Source organism: Dolomitihabitans soli (genome assembly GCF_022213955.1).
GTDB lineage: Bacteria > Actinomycetota > Actinomycetes > Streptosporangiales > Streptosporangiaceae > Streptosporangium_A > Streptosporangium_A soli.
In genome coordinates, this window is the sequence record NZ_JAKNTW010000046.1 from 13,403 (window position 1) to 30,468 (window position 17,066).

Genomic DNA, 17,066 nt, shown 5'->3' on the forward strand with positions numbered 1-17,066 from the left:
GCACGCCTGCTCCCGAGGTCACGTAGGGGTAACTCGTGCCCGGTGACGTGCTGTGGCAGGCGGCGGGGCCGTAAGGTTTGCCTGGTCGGAACTTTGCGAAACCGTGGTGGGGACGAGGATGCCGCAGATAGGGCCGCTTCTGGCGGGGGATCCCAGCCGGTTGGGCTCCTTTCGCCTGTCCGGGCGCATCGGAGAGGGCGGGCAGGGGGTCGTCTTCCTTGGCGTCAGCGACACGGGCGAGCGTGCCGCGATCAAGCTTCTGCACGTCAGATTCAGCGGGGACACGATCGCGCGGTCCCGGTTCGCCCGGGAGCTGCGCGCCTCCCAGCGGGTGGCGTCCTTCTGCACGGCGAAGGTGATCGGCGCCGACCTCGAAGGCGACGTCCCCTACATCGCGAGCGAGTACATCGACGGCAGGTCGCTGCGGGACGTCGTCGACAGTGACGGACCGCTCCGCGGCCCGGCGCTGGAACGGCTCGCGGTCGGCACGGCCACCGCGCTGACCGCCATCCACCACGCCTCGATCGTGCACCGCGACTTCAAGCCGGACAACGTGCTGATCGCCGCCGACGGCCCCCGGGTGGTCGACTTCGGCATCGCCAGGATCGTCGACTCGACCGGCACCATCACCAGCAGGGCCATCGGCACCCCCGCCTACATGGCGCCCGAGCAGATCGCCGGTGACGAGGTCGGCCCCTTCACCGATGTGTTCGCCTGGGGCGCGACGATCGCGTTCGCGGCCACCGGCGAGACGGTGTTCGAGGGCAGCTCGATCGCCGTGGTGCTGAACCGCATCCTCAACCACGAGGTCGACGTCAGCGCCCTGCCCGAGCCGTTGCGCAGCGTGGTGCGGTCCTCGCTGGCCAAGCCGGCGGCGTCGCGCCCCTCGGCCGACCAGATCCTGCTGCGGCTGCTCGGCCACCCGGAGAACGCCGACGCCTCACCCGCCGTGCTCACCCAGGGCGTCCGCCTCGCCGCCGCCAGACCGGTCGGCGACAACGACGCCACCCGGCTGGCGCGGCTGCCGGTGAACCCCGGGCAGCGCACCACCCACTCCTCGTCCCCGGTGCCGCTGCCGCGTCCCCCGGACATCCCGCCGCCGAGCTGGCAGACGCCGCCGCCGACCACCCGCGCGCTGACCGAGCCGATCGGGCGCAAACGTTCCCGCACGCCGTGGCTGGTGCTGCTGGTGCTCGTCGTCCTGGCGGCCGGGGGCGCCGGCGCGGCGTACGCCATGGGCTGGCGGCCCGCCTTCCTCTCGGCTCCCGCGCCCGATACGACCACCGATCCCGCCCCGACCGACGGCGGCCCCGCCTCCTACTCCTCGGTCGTCGACAAGGCCGCCGGGACCGGCAAGCTCACCATCGGCATGCGCGACTCCCTGCCGGGCATCGCGTTGATGGCCGGCGACAAGTCCTGGGCGGGTTTCGAGGTGGACCTCGCCACCGAGATCGCCGAGGCCCTCGGCGTGCCCAGGAGCGGCATCACCTTCCGCGCGACGAGCAAGCAGGAACGTCCGGGGCTGCTCGACGCCGGCGAGGTCGACCTGGTCATCTCGACTTACGCGATCAACGACGTCGACCAGGTGTCCTTCGCCGGGCCGTACTATCTCGCGCACGTCGACGTGCTCGTCAAGGACGGCTCGCCGATCGTCGACGCGGCCGGTCTGGAGGGCAGACGGCTGTGCCAGCCGGCTTCCAGCCTCTCGGTGGCGGCCGTGCAGCGCCGGGTGAAGGTCGTGGAGCTGGTGCCCGTGACCACCTACTCGGAGTGTGTCGACCACCTCCTGGCGGGCCGGGTCGACGCCATCCCGGGCGACGATCTGCTGCTCGCCGGGTTCGCCAACCGGGAGAACATCCGGTTCAAGGTGCTCGGGCTGAAGCTCACCGACGAGCGGTACGCGGTGGCGCTGAAGAAGGGCGACGAGGGTGGCTGCACCGCCGTACGGGCGGCCGTCGCGGGGCTGTACGCCGATGGGACGATCAAGACGTTGCTCGACAAGCACTTCTCCAAGGTCGAGTTCGCCCCGGAGGAAAAGCTCCCCGCGATGCAACCCTGCGGCTGAGCTCGGCGGCGGGCAGCGGTACCATCCGACCGTCATATTCATCCTGTGAGTTGGGGGAAGGCCATGGCCACGCCCGTCAAGGTAACCGTCACCGGAGCGGCCGGTCAGATCGGCTACGCGCTGCTGTTCCGTATCGCCTCGGGGCAGCTGCTGGGTGCCGACGTCCCGGTCAAGCTGAGCCTGCTGGAGATCCCGCAGGCGGTGAAGGCCGCCGAGGGCACCGCGATGGAGCTCGACGACTGCGCGTTCCCGTTGCTGCGCGGCATCGAGATCACCGACGACCTGGCCACCGCGTTCGACGGCACCAGCGTCGCGCTGCTGGTCGGCGCCCGTCCGCGCAGCAAGGGGATGGAGCGCGGCGACCTGCTTGAGGCCAACGGCGGCATCTTCGGCCCGCAGGGCAAGGCCATCAACGACAACGCCGCCGACGACATCCGCGTCCTGGTGGTGGGCAACCCGGCGAACACCAACGCGCTGATCGCCCGCTCGCACGCGCCCGACGTGCCCGCCGACCGGTTCACCGCGATGACCCGGCTCGACCACAACCGCGCGCTCTCCCAGCTCGCGGGCAAGCTCCAGGTGCCGGTCACCGAGATCAAGAAGATGACCATCTGGGGCAACCACTCCGCCACGCAGTACCCGGACCTCTACCACGCCGAGGTGGCCGGCAAGATCGCCGCCGAGCAGGTGGACGACGCCTGGCTGCGCGACACCTTCATCCCGACCGTGGCCAAGCGGGGCGCGGCCATCATCGAGGCGCGCGGCGCGTCCAGCGCCGCGTCCGCCGCCAACGCCGCGATCGACCACGTCCGCGACTGGATCCACGGCACCCCCGAGGGTGACTGGACCTCCGCGGCCATCCCCTCGGACGGCTCGTACGGCGTGGCCGAGGGCGTCATCTCCTCCTTCCCCGTCACCTCCCAGGGCGGCTCCTGGCAGATCGTCCAGGGCCTGGAGATCGACGCGTTCTCCCGTGGGCGGATCGACGCCTCGGTGGGCGAGCTCGTCGAGGAGCGCGACACGGTGCGGCAGCTCGGCCTGATCTGACCCGTTCCATGGCGACTCGAAGCCCCGGCCTGACCGGGGCTTCGGTGTTTCCGGACATCCGCTGGCGGCGTGTCGTGCCAGGTCAGCGGGGTTGTGGGGCCCAGAATGAGCGCCGAGCGTCATGGGGGGATCATGAAGGGTTTCGCGGCGGGGGTTGTCGCAGGGGTGCTGGCCGCAGGGGGCGTGTCAGGGGTGGCCGAGGCGCGGGCGGGAGACGGACTGTCGATCCAGATCGTCTCCTATCCGAAGGTCGCCCAGCCGGGGCGGCCGGTCGCCTACCGGGTGGAGATGCGCAACGCGGGGCCGGGGGACACCGTGCCGCCGCCGCTGCGGGTGGTGTTGCCGCCGGAGGTGAAGCTCCTCAACGTGGACGTCGTCGAGTGCCGGACCGGCGGCGGGCACGAGGTGACCTGTCCGCCGCGGGGCCCGGTGCGGGCGGGCGGCACCGGGGCGGTGACCGTGGTGGGGCTGGTCGACCCGCATGCGCGCGGTCCGCTGGGCGCGAAGGCCGTGCTGGGGACGCACACCGCGGAGACGACGACGGGTGTCGGGGAGGGGGCCGACCTCGCGTTGCGGCTCAGCCGGGACGGGCGGCCGATGCGGATGGCCCGGAGCGGGCGGCAGGTCTTCCGGATCGGCGCGGTGATCTGGAATCACGGTCCGCACACCGTGCGGGACGCCCAGCTGTTCCTGCGTGCGCGCCAGGCCCGGCTGGTGGAGGCCGTGGGGGCGCGCTGCGGTGACTCGGAGGGGTACGTGGGATGCCGGGTGCCTGCCGTACAGCCGGGGGAGAGGGCCAGGTTCGAGCTGCTCTTCCGGTCGAAGCGGGCGGCGGCGAGCGCCAGCGCGGTGGTCTACTCCGCCAAGTTCGGTGATCGGCGTCCGGGCAACGACAAGGCCAGGCTGCGGCTGGGCTGAGAGGGGGCGCACCTCACTCGCCGGTGCCCGCTCGCCGCCACAGCAGCGCCGCGTGGCCGTGCGCCGTCCGATGGTACGGCGGTAGATCGTCTCCGCTCCAGTAGACCTCGACCTGTGGAGCGTGCTGATCCAGCTGGATCAGCACGTGCTGGACGTCCAGGGTCAGATCCCAAGCCGGGACTCCTGGCTCCACCTCCGCGAGGTAGATCCGCTTCCCGTCGTGTGGCGGCGTCCCCGGGCCGAACCGCCAGGCGCGCCGGATCGCCACGACGCCGTCGTGCTCGGTCAGCGTGTCGATCACGAGGTCGTCGGTGAGATCGGCCGGTCCGGCGAAGCCGCCTTCCGTGCTGGCCGGGGTGATCGCCCTCGCCGGAACCTCGGGTGACGCCGGAGCGAAGCGGTGACCGGTCACCGGGGTGACGTCGGCGACCGGGATCCGCCGCACGGCAGCCGGCTCTCCGCCGGGGCCGAGCGCCACCAGGGCGTCCCGCAGGAGTTCGACCTCGGTGGCCGTCAACGACACGCCGAGCCCGGCCGCCGCACCTGTCAGCGTGTCGGGAAGATAGGCCAGGTCGCCTTCGGCCAGCATGGAGCGGGTGTGCGTCAGGAACTCGTCGGGGACCCGGCCCGCCAGGCACAGGAGCAGCCGGTGGATGCCTTCGAAGAGCCGCCTGACCGCTTCGTCGGGTTCGGCCCGCTCGGCGGTCATGTCACTCCTCCTCCATGATGACGATCTCGTAGCCGCGCGGCGCCCTGTCCAGTACCCCTCGCCGGACCATGTCCTCCGCGGCCTTCTCCAGCGAGTCGCGGACTCGCGCCTCCAGCTCGGGATCGCGCAGCCGCCGGGCATGTGAATGGGGCGGGAGGAGCACCTCCTGGTGGGTTGGATTGGTGGAGAAGACCGAGATGTCACGCCCCTGCCCGCCGGTGAGCCGGTAGACGACCAGTACTCCGCGGTCTCCTACCAGATTCTTCAACACGTACTCCCCCGCCACTTCCAGGTTCCGGCTCAGGCTCAGGAACTCGCGTGTCGTCCCGTGCGGGTACAGGGGCGATCCGTAGATGGGCGAGTGCACCGGGGTCAACCAGTCACCCCGGTACGCGATCACGGGGTGGTCGGGGGTGCCGACGGGAGGAAGCTGCATCAGGGCGTCGTGTGCCATGTCGGCGTGCCAGCGCAGTTCTTCGGACAGGCGCGGCGTCACGGCGCCGAGTTGGTCGCGGATCTCGCGCCACGCGGCACGCTGCGCCCGGTGGGCCTCCCGGAGGTGGGCGCGGGCCTCTCGTGCCTCCGCCGTCCGCCCCGCCGCCCGGTGCTCCTCGTGTCGGTTCTTCGCCTCGGCCATCAGACGGGCGGCGTCGACCCACTGCCGAGCCGCCGGGCTCAACGGTGACTTGGGGGTCAGAAAGCCTTCCCCGGCATGCAGGAGGGGCCGCAGCGGGAAGGCGAGTGACCGTGCCTTGCCACCGCCTTCGGCGATGTTCCGGAGGTAGTCCGCCACCCGTTTCTCGACCTTCAGGTTCATCACTTTCCTGATGGCCGCGTCGGACACGCCGGCGGTCCACAGGCGCGTCCGCGTCACGTTGTTGATCAGGTCATGGCTGGGCCGGGTGTACACGGTCAGCGCCGTCATGTGCGCCGGCGACAGCCGTTCGCCCAGTTCCCGCACCTTGGCCGCGTCCAGTGGGTCGATGCCGTTACGGCGCAGCCAGTCGGCGAGGACCGGATCGGTGACGCGTCCGCTGCCGAACTGCGTCCCCAGCCGGTCGGCGATCTCGCCGACCTCGCGGTGTCGTGTCTCCGCGAATCCGTCGGGGTCGGTGGCATGGTGCATGTACCGGGCCTCGTGCGGGAACAACCCGTCGGGCAGGACCTCGGCACGCAGCGTGCGCAGGTCCATGCCGGGCAGGTTCCGGTGCAGGTCCACCGCGGTGACGCGAGCGTCCGGCCGGGCCTGCGGGCCGCCGAGGCCGGTGAGCTGCGCACCCCGGATGATCTCGAACAGCGAGTGCTCCCGGCCCGGCAGCATCCAGCCCATCAACGCACCGAGGAAACGCTCCGTCGTGGCCCGATCCAGGCCGAGGAACTTGACCGCCGTCAGCAGCTTGGCGGTCGTCATCGAGATCCCGTCGATCACGGGGAGGCCGTCATCGGAGACTCGCCTGGCCCAGCGGCTTGAGGCGTTCTCGTGCGCGGTCCCGCCTTCTCGCCAGGGCAGCGGGGTGTCCGGACGCAGCGGGCCGTCGATGACCGACTCGACGAACGCCCGCTCGAACCGGCCGAGCGGCACGTTGTGGCCCTCGTAGAAAGCCGGAGTCGTGATGAGCCCGAGCCGCTGCTGTTCGACGGCGGTACGGTCCTGCCGGTGCATCTGGCTGCGGATCACTTCGGTGAGGTCGCGCAGGCCACGTTCGGACAGCAACGCGACATTGCCCGTCGCAAGCGGATCCCGGGCGAGCCGCGATTCACCCATGATCCGTGAGTCGAGTCTCCCCAGCAGCGCGCGGTTGATGCTGCCGTCCATTCTCAGCTGTGCGCGCCTGATCTCGCCGAGGTCCAGGCCGGCGGCCCGGGCCTGATCCCATCGAAGGTGGTCGATGACATGGAGGACGATCCTCGCCAGGGTCTGCGCATGGTCCCTGTTGAAGTAGGCGGCGTTGTAGAAGGCCGTGACCAGCTCCCGCACGTTTCCGTGCGCGATCAGCTCGTCGACCGAAACCCGCGTGCCTACCTGCCCGGCGCTGTCGACGGCGTCGTCCCGGAAGAAGGCGTTCTCCACACGTCGCGCGAAGGCGGCAGGGCTCTCTTCCGCTCTCCTCGGTGTGAGCGCCATGAGAACGTCCCGCAACCTTCCCAGCGCTGTGCGGGCCGCGTCCGCGGTCGGCCGGTCGTTGAAGTAGTAGGCGCCCAGCCGCTGCTCGAACCGGCCGGCGTCGGCCGCCCATCGAGGATCGGCGTAGAACCCCTCGAAAGCGAACGGAACGCGGGTCACGTTGGGCGTGCCGCCCACCGGGTCGGCGCCCGGCACGGGAGTGTGCGGCACGGGAATGTGCGGGACGGGATTGTGTGGCACGGGTGTGTGCGGGACGGGTGAGGCGGGCGCCTGGGATACGCCGGGCCTCGGCGAGCCGTCGGCGGGTACCGGATCGGCTCTGGTGAGCGCGCTTGCCGGCGGCTGCGGGTCGCCGACCGGTGCGCGTGCGCCGGGGGTCGCCGGGTGGGACGGGACCGCGGCCTGATCGTCGGGCCGTGCGCCGTGGGTGCCGGGTCGTTGTTCGGCCTGCCTGATCGGCGTCTCGCCGGCGGGACTCCCCGAACGGGTCGCCGGTGGGGCGGCGTCGTCGGGTGCGCGGCGGGACGCGGTGGATCCGGCGGGCTCGGTCGCGTGCGGCACCGGACCTCGGGGGCCCTCCGCCGCCGGGGCGCGGCCCTGTTCCCTGGTCCCCGGCGGCGCTTCGGCCGTGCTGCCGTGCTCGGCGCGGCCCGTCCCGTGGCCGGGGAGGTCACCATCGGGTACGGCAAGCGGCCGAGTCGCGGTGGGCAGCTGGCCTTGACCGGGATGGGGAGAACGGTCCGCTCCGCCGCTCAAGGCGGTGTGGCGGGCCGCTTCGGACGTCGCGTCGGCGGCAGGGCCGACCGTGGTGTCCCGGCCGGACCCGGACGGAGGATCGGGGGAGTCCGGGATGAGGATCGGGGGGATGTGGGGTGGGGGCACAGTGCCGGGGCCGGTGTGGTGGCCGGTCAGGCGTGGTGTGGCCAGGTTCTGCCCGTCGGCGCCCAGGAGCGCGGAGGTGCCACCCTTGAGGATCAGATCCCAGTCCAGCGGCCGGCCGTCCAGGGTCAGGCTGATCGCGGTGGTGGCGGACCCGGCTACGCCGTACTGCAACGCCTGGCCTGGCGCCGTGCGCATCGTGTGAGCCAGCAGCCTCTCGCCGAAGGTCGCCTCGGCGCGGGCGACCCCGGCCCGCAACGCCGGCGTCGCCAGCCGTCCCAGCCCGGCGCCCAGCAGACCGGTCAGCAGGCCGTTGATCGCCCCGTCACGCAGGCTGATCAGCAGCTGATGCCCATCGATCTCGTCCCGCCGTCCGCCCTTGATCTGGGAGAGCTGCGTCCCGAGGTCCAGCGCCCCGCCGAAGGCGGCGAAGAAGGCCGTCAGCGCCAAGGTGGCCCTGGCGATCTGCAGCGCGCTCATCCGCGTGACCTGCAAGAGCGTTGTGAGCGCCCACGGCGCCTGCCAGATCAGCAAGGGCAACGTCAGCAGCAGGAAGATCACGATGAGGGTGATCATGCGTTTCGCGTGCTGGATCGCCACCCCAACGCCGTTCAACGCGATCGCCGCGTCGATCAGCCGCTTCACCAGCTCGGCCTGCCGTCCGCCCACCGTCCGGCGCACGTGTTCGGCGAAGGCCTGCTGGGCCGCGCCGTCCCAGTCCTTGCCGGTCATTCTCGCCGTGGCCGGATCCGCCGCGGCGGTGTCGGCCGTCACCCGGTGCGCCGCCATCACGCACGCGTCGGCCATCCGGAAGCACCCCTGCTCGTCGCCCTCCGGCCAGGCCATCCCGGTGACCCAGTCCACGTACGGCCGCAGCGCCTCCGGCACCACACATCCGTCGAATCCACCCACGACCGCGCTCAGCCCTCGGTGCTGAGGTGAACGGCAGCGATCACGAATGTCGCCCGGTCGGCTGGTCGACACTCTCGTAGTTGGCGGCGCTCACACGCAGGCTCTCGCCCGTGCCGTCGAGCTCGTCGAGGTAGGCGTCGAACGCCTCGAAGATCTCCTGCTCGATTCCGGGAAGGCGCTTGGCCAGTTCCACTCCGTACATGTCACCGCCGAGGGTGGCCCTGTCCTGGTCGAAGGCTTCCAGAAGCGCCGCCTTCGCCGCCGCCGCCTCGTCGCGACCGGCCCTGAACACGGCGCTCTCCCGTCGCAGGGTCGCCCACCGCACGGAATAACCGTCCCGGTCCGGGCTCATGACACACCCGGCGCGGGCAGCAGGGAGCCGAGGTCCGCACCCTCGCCGAACAACTCCGCGTACGGCACGTCGTCAGGGGTGAGCGGCCCCATCAGCTCCTCGTACCGCTCCGCCGCCATGGCGGCGGCTCTGGTGATCTGCGCCATGATCGTGTGGGACAGTTCGGACGGCGACAGCCGACGATAGATCCTCGGGTTCAGTTCGATGCTGCGCACCTGCCCGCGTGGTCCCACCTTCACCGTGACCATCTCGTCGTCCGACTGCGCGGTGATCTCGATCTCGCTGAGCCTGCCGGACGCTTCTCTGACCTGGCGCCATTGCCGCTCGTACTCCTTGGTCAACTCATCGAGCGTCAGGTCGAAGTCGTCTGGCATCGGCAAATTCACCCTTTGGCACGCAAATGTGGCGCATGTAGACTATTGGAAACAAAGTGGCCAATGGGTGTATTGATGGTTAAGCGTCAGAGATCATCCGGAGGTCGCACCCGCGCGCCCGGCGCGGTCAGGTCTCGGCGTGCTCCGGATGCTGGTGAGCCGCCTCATGATCGCGGGCACCGCTGTGGCGGACCTGCTCAGGTCAGGCTCGACCAGGCGTGCGAGACGATCTCGCGCAGGGTGGGGTGCTCGGGCTTCCAGCCGAGGTCGCGCTGGATCTTGTCCGAGGAGGCCACCAGGATGGCCGGGTCGCCCGGCCGGCGCGGGGCGACGGTCGCGGGGATGTCGTGACCGGTGATCTCGCGGCAGACGGAGACCACCTCCTGGTTGGAGAAGCCGGTCCCGCTGCCCAGGTTGTAGACGACGTGCTCGCCCTCGGCGCAGGCGGCCAGGGCGAGGAGGTGCGCGCGGGCGAGGTCGGCCACGTGGATGTAGTCGCGCACGCAGGTGCCGTCGGGGGTGGGATAGTCGTCGCCGAACAGGCTGAGGGAGTCGCGGCGGCCGAGCGCGACGGCCAGCACGTTCGGGATCAGGTGCGTCTCGACCGTGTGGCGCTCGCGGTAGACGCGGCCGTCGGCGGCGGTGTGGGCGCCGGCGACGTTGAAGTAGCGCAGGCTGGTCGCGCCCAGGCCGTGCAACCCGGCGTAGGCGGTCAGCGCGGTGTCGACGGCCAGCTTGGAGGCGCCGTAGGGGTTGGTCGGCCGGGTCGGGTCGGTCTCCAGGATGGGCGTGCGCTCCGGCTCGCCGTACGTGGCGGCGGTGGAGGAGAAGACGATGCGCGGGACGCCCGCCACGCGCATGGCGTCGAGCAGCGCGAGGGTGCCGCCGAGGTTGTTCGCCCAGTACAGCCCCGGTTTCTGGACCGACTCCCCGACGAGCGACTTGGCCGCGAAGTGCAGCACGCCGTCGAAGCCGCCGCCGGTCAGCACGTCGCCCGCGCCGGTGATGGACCCCTGGACGAACCGGGCCCCGGCCGGTACGGCGTCCGCGTGCCCGGTCGAGAGGTCGTCGAGCACCACGACCTCGTGCCCCGCCTCGACGAGCTGCGCCGCGACGACGCTGCCGATGTAACCGGCTCCGCCGGTGACCAGGACCTTCACGACGCACTCCTATGTAGGTTTCTGTTGGTAAGTGTTGAAATTTGTACGGCTCGCGTGCCCAGCATACGTGTATCCGCTCTCTACTGGGGATAAAGAGGACGGGTACGCTGACTCATCCATATCGGCCCGTGGGGAACCGGGTAATCGTGTGAACAGTGTTCTGGCCAACATCTCGCTGGTCCTGCTCCTCATCCTCATCGGCGGGTTCTTCGCTGCGGCCGAGATCGCCATGGTCTCGCTGCGGGAGAGCCAGGTCCGGAAGATCGGCAAGCAGGGTCGCCGGGGCGCCCGGGTGGCGAAGCTGGCCCGCGATCCCAACCGGTTCCTGTCGGCCGTGCAGATCGGCGTGACCGTGGCGACGATGCTGTCGGCGGCGTTCGGCGCCGACACCCTCGCCACCGAGCTGGCCCCCGCGCTCGTCGGCTGGGGGGTCCCCGGCGGAGTCGCCGCGCCGCTCGCGCTGGTGCTGATCACGCTGGCCATCTCCTACCTCTCGCTGGTGCTGGGCGAGCTGGCGCCCAAACGGCTCGCCCTGCAGCGCGCCGAAGGGCTCTCCCTGCTGGTCGCGCCCTTTCTCGACCGGCTCGCCGTGTTCTCCAGACCGCTGATCTGGCTGCTGTCCAAGTCGACCGACCTGGTGGTCCGGCTGCTGGGCGGCAACCCGGAGACCGGGCGCGAGGCGATGAGCACCGAGGAACTGCGCGACATGGTCGTCGGCCACCAGGAGCTGCCCGCGGACGAGCGCCAGCTCATCATGGAGGTGTTCGCCGCGGGCAAGCGGCAGCTCCGCGAGGTGATGCTGCCGCGCACCGAGGTGGAGTTCATGGCCGCCGACACCGTGCTGGCGGAGGCGGCGGTGCTGGCCGCGACCATGCCGCACAGCCGGTTCCCCGTCTACCGCGACTCCTACGACAACATCCTCGGGTTCGTCCACGTCAGGGACCTGCTCGATCCGGTGCTCACCGGGCGGGTCGAACCCATCAGCGAGCTGGTGCCGATCCGGCCGGTCAAGCTGGTGCCCGCGAGCAAACGGCTGCTGCCCACCCTGTCGGAGATGCGCGACGAGGGACACCACCTCGCGATCGTCGTCGACGAGTACGGCGGGACCGCGGGCATCGTCACGCTGGAGGACCTGGTCGAGGAGCTGATCGGCGACATCCGCGACGAGTACGACGTGGAGGACGAGCAGGCGGTACGGCTGCCCGCCGGCGAGATAGAGATGGACGGCCTGGCCAACCTCGACGACGTGGCGGCCGAGACGGGCATCCGGCTGCCCGAGGGGCCGTACGAGACCCTGGGCGGATTCGTGATGGCCGCGCTGGGGCGGTTGCCGGTCGTGGGGGACCAGGTGGACGTCCCCGGATTCGAGCTGGCGGTGACCGCGATGGACGGCCGGCGGGTGGCCAGGGTGCGCATCCAGCGCCGCCCCAGCCAGTCACAGAGCCAGCCCCCGGGCCAGCCGCCGGGCCAACCGCCAGGCCAAGGGCCGGGGCAGGCGTCAGGGCAGGCGTCGGGCGCGCCGCAAGTGGAGTCGCAGGGCGGCACGGATTCCTGACACAATGAAGGGCTATGGCCAGACCTCGCGTACTCTCGGGCATCCAGCCCACGGCGGACTCTTTCCACCTGGGCAATTACCTCGGTGCCGTCCGTCAGTGGGTCAGCATGCAGGAGACCCATGACGCGTTCTACTGTGTCGTCGACCTGCACGCCCTCACTGTCCAGCCCAACCCCGACGACCTGCGGCGGCGCAGCCGGGTGGCGGCGGCGCAGCTCCTCGCCGCCGGGCTCGACCCCGAGCGGTGCACGGTGTTCGTGCAGAGCCATGTCCGCCAGCACAGCGAGCTGGCCTGGGTGCTGATGTGCCTCACCGGCATGGGTGAGGCGGGCCGGATGACCCAGTTCAAGGACAAGTCGGCGAAGTTCGGCGAGAACGCGGCCGGGGTCGGGCTGTTCAACTACCCGATCCTGATGGCCGCCGACATCCTGCTCTACCAGACCGACCAGGTCCCGGTGGGCGCCGACCAGAAGCAGCACCTGGAGCTCACCCGCGACCTGGCGCAGCGCTTCAACCACCGGTACGGCGAGACCTTCACGCTGCCGGCGCCCTACATCGTGAAGGAGGTCGAGAAGATCACCGACCTCCAGGAGCCGACGGCGAAGATGTCGAAGTCGTCCTCCAGCCCGCAGGGCATCCTCGACGTGCTGGAGCCGGCCGGAGCGCTGCGCAAGAAGGTCATGCGCGCGGTGACCGACACCGGCACGGAGGTGCTCGCCGACGCCGAGAACAAGCCGGGCGTCACCAACCTGCTGCGCATTCACTCCGCGCTCAGCGGCACGCCGGTCCCCGAGCTGGAGGCCCGGTTCGCGGGGGAGGGCTACGGCACCTTCAAGAAGGCCGTCGCGGAGATCGTCGTGGACACCTTCACCCCCCTCAGGGAGCGGGCGGAGAAGCTGCTGGCCGACGAGGCCGAGCTCGACCGGCTGCTGGCGATCGGCGCCAGGCGGGCGGGCGCCGTGGCCGAGGAGACCATGGTCAGGGTGCGCGACCGGGTGGGGTTCCTGCCCGGAGCCTGACCTGCGGATGATCGGGTAGAGGCCCCGCATGGCAAGTCTGCTCGCGCGCGTGGCCGAGCTGAGGGAACGCTGGCGTCGCCTGGTGCAACGGGTCCGGCTCAGGTGGTTGTGGTTCGACCACCTGCTCCGGACCCTGCACCGGTATCAGGTGCAGTCGGGCGACCGGCTGGCCGGCGCGGTGACCTACTTCGCGTTCCTGTCGTTCTTCCCGCTGATCGCGCTGGCGTTCGCGCTGTTCGGCTATGTGGCGAGCGTCGATCCCGCGGCCCTGACGAAGGTGATCGAGGAGCAGCTTCCCGGACTGGCCGGTCAGCTCGACCTGTCCACGATCGCCGGAGCGCGGGTCGGCGCGGGGATCATCGGCCTGCTCGGCCTGCTCTACGCCGGGCTCGGGGCGGTCGACGCCCTGCGTGAGGCGCTGCGCGAGATGTCGATGACCACCGAGCAGCCGCTCAACTTCTTCCTGGCCAGGCTTCGCGACCTCGCCGCGCTGGTCCTGATCGGCGTCACGCTCCTCGTCTCCGTGGTGGTCGGCGGCTTCGCCACCGGCGCCACCGGAATCGTGGCCGGGTGGCTGGGCGCGGGCGGCTCCGTGGTGGGCAGGGCACTCGTCTGGCTGGCCGGGCTGGCCGTGAGCGTGGGCGCCGACGTCCTCGTCTTCCTCGTCATCCTGGGCTGGCTGGGCAGGTCGGACCAGCCGTTCCGGGTGGTGCTCAAGGGCGCGCTGCTCGGAGCCGTCGGGTTCGGCCTGCTCAAGCAGCTCGCCACGCTGGTGCTGTCCGGCACGCTCAGCAACCCGGTCTACGGGGCCTTCGCGGTCATCGCCGCGCTGCTGATCTGGATCAACCTGTCGGCACGGATCACGCTCTACGCCGCCGCCTGGACCGCGACCGCGTCGATGGGACCGCCCCCGACGCCGACGCCGTACCCGTCGAACGGCCTCTCCCCGGGCTGAGGACCTTCGCTCAGCTCCGGGTGTGGGGCTGGTCCCGGAGGTCCGGGCCGCGCGTCCCTGCGCGCGGCCCGCGTCGTACGGCTCAGCGCGACCTGCCGCGGGCGGTGGCCGCCCTGCGCCGCATGCCGTACACCAGCCAGGCGAGGCCGCCGAGCAGGGCCGCGCCGATCACCAGGGGCGCGAGCAGGCCGCCGGTCAGGCCCTTGTCCTGCGCCGCCGCCTTGGGTGCCGCCGAGGGCTGGGCGCTGCGCTGGACCTCGCCGACCGGCCGGGTGGCGACCGCCTCGGGCAGCGGGTCGACGAGCCGGCCGACGGGGGTGACCTTGCCGCGGGTGGCGAAGCCCCAGTCGAGCAGTTCGGCCACCTCGTCCCAGAAGAAGCCCTCGTGGCGCATGATCGCGACGATGATGGTGTGACCGCCCCGCCGTGCGGCGCCGATGAAGCTGCCCTGGGCCTTGGTGGTCCAGCCGTTCTTGACGCCGATCATGCCCTTGTAGCGGAAGAGCAGCTTGTTGTGGTTGCCGATCTGGTAGTAGCCCTTGGGCGCAGGGAACTTAGCCGACTTTGTGCTGACATATCGGCTGAAATCTCGGTTGGCGAGGCCGGCCCGGGCGATCAGCGCCAGATCGTAGGCCGAACTCCGCTGCCCTGGTTTGTCCAGGCCGCTCGGCGTCTTGGCGACCGTGTCGAGCGCCTGGAGCTTGCGAGCCTGGGCGTTCATGTCCTTCATGGTCTTGTCCAGGCTGCCGTTGGCCTCGGCCAGGGCCATCGCGGCGTCGTTGCCCGACGTCAGCATCAGTCCCCGGAAGAGGTCCTCCACCCGGTAGGTCGTCTTCACCGAGATGCCGACGGCGCTGCCCTCCTGGTTGGCGGCGTTGCGGCTGGGCCTGATCTTGCGATCCTTGTCCAGTTTGGGGATCAGCGTGAGCGCGGTGAGGGCCTTGAGCGTGCTCGCCGGCCGGTAGTGCCCGTGCGGGTCCTTGGCCGCGAGCACCTGCCCGGTCTCGGCGTCGGCGATGACGTACGCCCTGGCACCCGTCTTCGGCGGCGCCTTCACGCCCGCCGGCGCCACGACGCCGCGCTTGGCGAGCAGCTCGCCGCCGATCGGGATCTCGGTGGACACGGGTCCGGCTGTCGCCGGGTGAGCGGGCGTGACCGTGGTAAGCACCGGGGCCAGCACCGCTGTCAGCAGTGCCGCGACCGGCACCAAGTGTTTCGTCCGCATGATTTTATCAGGGTAGCTTCGTGCCTATTTGCATGTGCCGTCACTTCCCCGCGGCATCGCGTGGTTACGCATGGTGTGCGTGCCTTGATACTGGGCCTATGCCAATGTCACGAAGGATCGCCGCGTTCCTGCTGGCCCTTGCCGCTTTTATGGTCTTTGAATGGATCAGCCTTGGCTTCAACCTGGCCGACGGGCATCCTACGGCTTTCTACATTGTGCACGGCGTACTGATCGCGGTGAACCTCGTGCTGGCCGTGGTGCTCGGTGTGATCGGCTGGCGTGGTCTCAGCCGCCGAGCACGCTGACGGTGGCCCGGTGCAGCTCCGCCGCCTCCTCGGGAGAGTTCGCGATGCTGGTGAGGCCCAGCTTGCCGTACCGGGGGACGGCGCCGAGCAGGTGCAGGACGTTACCCGTACGGCCGGCCTGGTCGAAGCCGAGCCCGAGCCGTTCGACCTGCCGGACCACCTGGGCGGGGGTGCGGCCGTAGAGGGCCGGTGAGGCGCAGTTGTCCGTCGCGGTGTAGTACTTCGGCTGGTCGCCGTGTACGAGCGTGCCGGTGGCCGGGTCGTACGACGCGCCCGTGGCGAGCAGGGCGGCGCCGAAGGGATGGGTGGTCCCGCCGGTCCGCAGGTTGATCTCGCACAGCAGCGTGCCGTACCCGCCCTCGGTCCCGAGCACGAAGAAGTCCATGCTGAACAGGCCGATCACGCCGTGCTCGGCGAGCACCCGGCTGATCCGCCCGGCGCACGTGCTCACCTGGCGGCGGTACTCGGGGCGGGCGGGGAAGGTGCAGCCCCGGTAGGCGTCGGCGTTGGCGCCGCCGAGGATCTGGTCGTGGGTGGCCATCACGTCGTAGTGGCCGCCGGGGCTGATCCGGCCCAGCGCGCTCGGGTGGTGGAGGGGGCGTTGCTCGATGTACTCCTCGATCACCGCGCCGCGCTCGGAGATCTTCTCCGCGAAGCTCGTCCAGGTCTCCCCGGCGTACGAGAAGCTGGTGCGCGATCGGGCGAGCGGCAGTCCGTTCGACATCTCCACGATGGCGTTGCCGAGCCCGGCGTAGCTGTCGTTGAGCTTGACGATCAGGCGGCCGCCGGTCCGCAGGGTCCGGGCGGCCCGTTCGGTGGCGGCCAGGGAGCGCAGGTCGGCGAAACCGCGGGCGAGCGGCACGCCCGCCTCCTCGGCCACCATTCGCGAGCCGGTCTTGGAACCCAGGCGGGCTAGGGCGGCGGGCGAGCCGTAGAACGGGATCGACAGCGCCGCCGCCAGCCGCTCCTCGTGCTCGCTGACCACGGCCGGCATCAACCAGGCGTCCGACCCGTCGCCGACGATCTCGCGCAGCCGGTCGAGCAGGTCCGCCCGCGCCAAGACCGAGCAGGTGAGCGGCCGGAACAAGGGATCCTCGGTGCTGATCATGTGCAGCCGGGTCCGCGCGCCCTCCGGGTCGTCGAGGAAGCCGAGGTAGTAGTCCACGATCGACTCGTCCACGGGGTCGGTGGATAGATATACGACCTTCAGCCCGGGTTGTCGGAGCGTGAGCAGGAGGAACAGCAGGCGTTCCTCGTATGATCTGACCCCCGCGATGAGCCGCAAGTCGTCCTGTTCGAACGAGAGCGAGGGAACGATCACCATGGTCCCCTCGCTTGCTTCGAAGATGCTCAGTTTCGAGTGCTTCTCCGCGAATGGGATATTAGCGATCACAAGCGGAGTAAAGCACGCAATACTCTGTGCCACATGAGGCTGCGGGGTGCGATGACTAGCACCTACGGTCACG

Annotated in this window: 14 protein-coding genes; 7 read left to right on the forward strand and 7 right to left on the reverse strand. The window is 70.6% G+C overall.

What is annotated here, in order from left to right:
* Window positions 1-160 precede the first annotated feature (160 nt).
* The 3 genes from MBA17_RS46560 (at window position 161) to MBA17_RS46570 (ending at window position 4,030) form a co-directional block, all read left to right on the forward strand.
* Window positions 161-2,065, forward strand: a complete 1,905-nt coding sequence (locus MBA17_RS46560) for a serine/threonine-protein kinase (protein ID WP_238505291.1) — start codon at window positions 161-163, stop codon at window positions 2,063-2,065.
* A gap of 63 nt (window positions 2,066-2,128) precedes the next feature.
* A complete protein-coding gene (locus MBA17_RS46565; RefSeq protein ID WP_238505401.1) occupies window positions 2,129-3,112 on the forward strand; it encodes a malate dehydrogenase in 984 nt (327 codons plus the stop codon).
* A gap of 132 nt (window positions 3,113-3,244) precedes the next feature.
* The gene (locus MBA17_RS46570) at window positions 3,245-4,030 is read left to right on the forward strand and encodes a hypothetical protein (RefSeq protein WP_238505293.1); all 786 of its coding nucleotides are present in this window, start codon (window positions 3,245-3,247) and stop codon (window positions 4,028-4,030) included.
* 13 nt (window positions 4,031-4,043) lie between these two features.
* Here the strand turns inward: MBA17_RS46570 and MBA17_RS46575 are convergent, their stop codons facing one another.
* The 5 genes from MBA17_RS46575 to galE form a co-directional block, all read right to left on the reverse strand.
* Window positions 4,044-4,739: a hypothetical protein gene (locus MBA17_RS46575; RefSeq protein WP_238505301.1), complete on the reverse strand. Its 696-nt coding sequence runs from the start codon at window positions 4,737-4,739 to the stop codon at window positions 4,044-4,046.
* Between the two features lies 1 nt (window position 4,740).
* Entirely contained in the window at window positions 4,741-8,655 is a 3,915-nt protein-coding gene (locus tag MBA17_RS46580; protein ID WP_238505303.1) for a WXG100-like domain-containing protein, read from the reverse strand.
* A gap of 40 nt (window positions 8,656-8,695) precedes the next feature.
* Window positions 8,696-9,007, reverse strand: coding sequence for a hypothetical protein (locus tag MBA17_RS46585; protein WP_238505305.1), 312 nt, complete (start codon window positions 9,005-9,007; stop codon window positions 8,696-8,698).
* Window positions 9,004-9,381, reverse strand: coding sequence for a YbaB/EbfC family nucleoid-associated protein (locus MBA17_RS46590; protein ID WP_238505307.1), 378 nt, complete (start codon window positions 9,379-9,381; stop codon window positions 9,004-9,006). Before MBA17_RS46590 ends, MBA17_RS46585 begins: the two co-directional genes overlap by 4 nt.
* Window positions 9,382-9,578: 197 nt before the next feature.
* Window positions 9,579-10,541 (reverse strand): UDP-glucose 4-epimerase GalE, encoded by a 963-nt coding sequence (gene galE / locus MBA17_RS46595; RefSeq protein ID WP_238505309.1) that lies wholly within the window; start codon window positions 10,539-10,541, stop codon window positions 9,579-9,581.
* Window positions 10,542-10,689: 148 nt separating this feature from the next.
* Here galE and MBA17_RS46600 point away from each other — a divergent pair, with 148 nt between their 5' ends.
* Genes MBA17_RS46600 through MBA17_RS46610 form a run of 3 tightly spaced genes read left to right on the forward strand, consistent with a single transcriptional unit; the run spans window position 10,690 to window position 14,070 of the window.
* Entirely contained in the window at window positions 10,690-12,096 is a 1,407-nt protein-coding gene (locus MBA17_RS46600) for a hemolysin family protein (RefSeq protein WP_238505311.1), read from the forward strand.
* Window positions 12,097-12,110: 14 nt separating this feature from the next.
* On the forward strand, window positions 12,111-13,115 hold the full coding sequence (gene trpS, locus MBA17_RS46605) for a tryptophan--tRNA ligase (RefSeq protein ID WP_238505312.1): 1,005 nt from the start codon (window positions 12,111-12,113) through the stop codon (window positions 13,113-13,115).
* A 28-nt stretch (window positions 13,116-13,143) separates the two neighbouring features.
* On the forward strand, window positions 13,144-14,070 hold the full coding sequence (locus tag MBA17_RS46610) for a YihY/virulence factor BrkB family protein (protein WP_238505314.1): 927 nt from the start codon (window positions 13,144-13,146) through the stop codon (window positions 14,068-14,070).
* Between the two features lie 82 nt (window positions 14,071-14,152).
* On the opposite strand, the gene MBA17_RS46615 is transcribed toward MBA17_RS46610, so the two are convergent.
* Entirely contained in the window at window positions 14,153-15,295 is a 1,143-nt protein-coding gene (locus MBA17_RS46615) for a D-alanyl-D-alanine carboxypeptidase family protein (protein WP_238505316.1), read from the reverse strand.
* A gap of 104 nt (window positions 15,296-15,399) precedes the next feature.
* On the opposite strand from MBA17_RS46615, the gene MBA17_RS46620 reads away from it, so the two are divergent.
* Window positions 15,400-15,600 (forward strand): SCO4848 family membrane protein, encoded by a 201-nt coding sequence (locus tag MBA17_RS46620; RefSeq protein WP_238505323.1) that lies wholly within the window; start codon window positions 15,400-15,402, stop codon window positions 15,598-15,600.
* Here MBA17_RS46620 and MBA17_RS46625 read toward each other — a convergent pair.
* Window positions 15,581-16,924 (reverse strand): peptide ligase PGM1-related protein, encoded by a 1,344-nt coding sequence (locus MBA17_RS46625; RefSeq protein ID WP_238505324.1) that lies wholly within the window; start codon window positions 16,922-16,924, stop codon window positions 15,581-15,583. The genes MBA17_RS46620 and MBA17_RS46625 overlap by 20 nt on opposite strands.
* Window positions 16,925-17,066 lie beyond the last annotated feature (142 nt).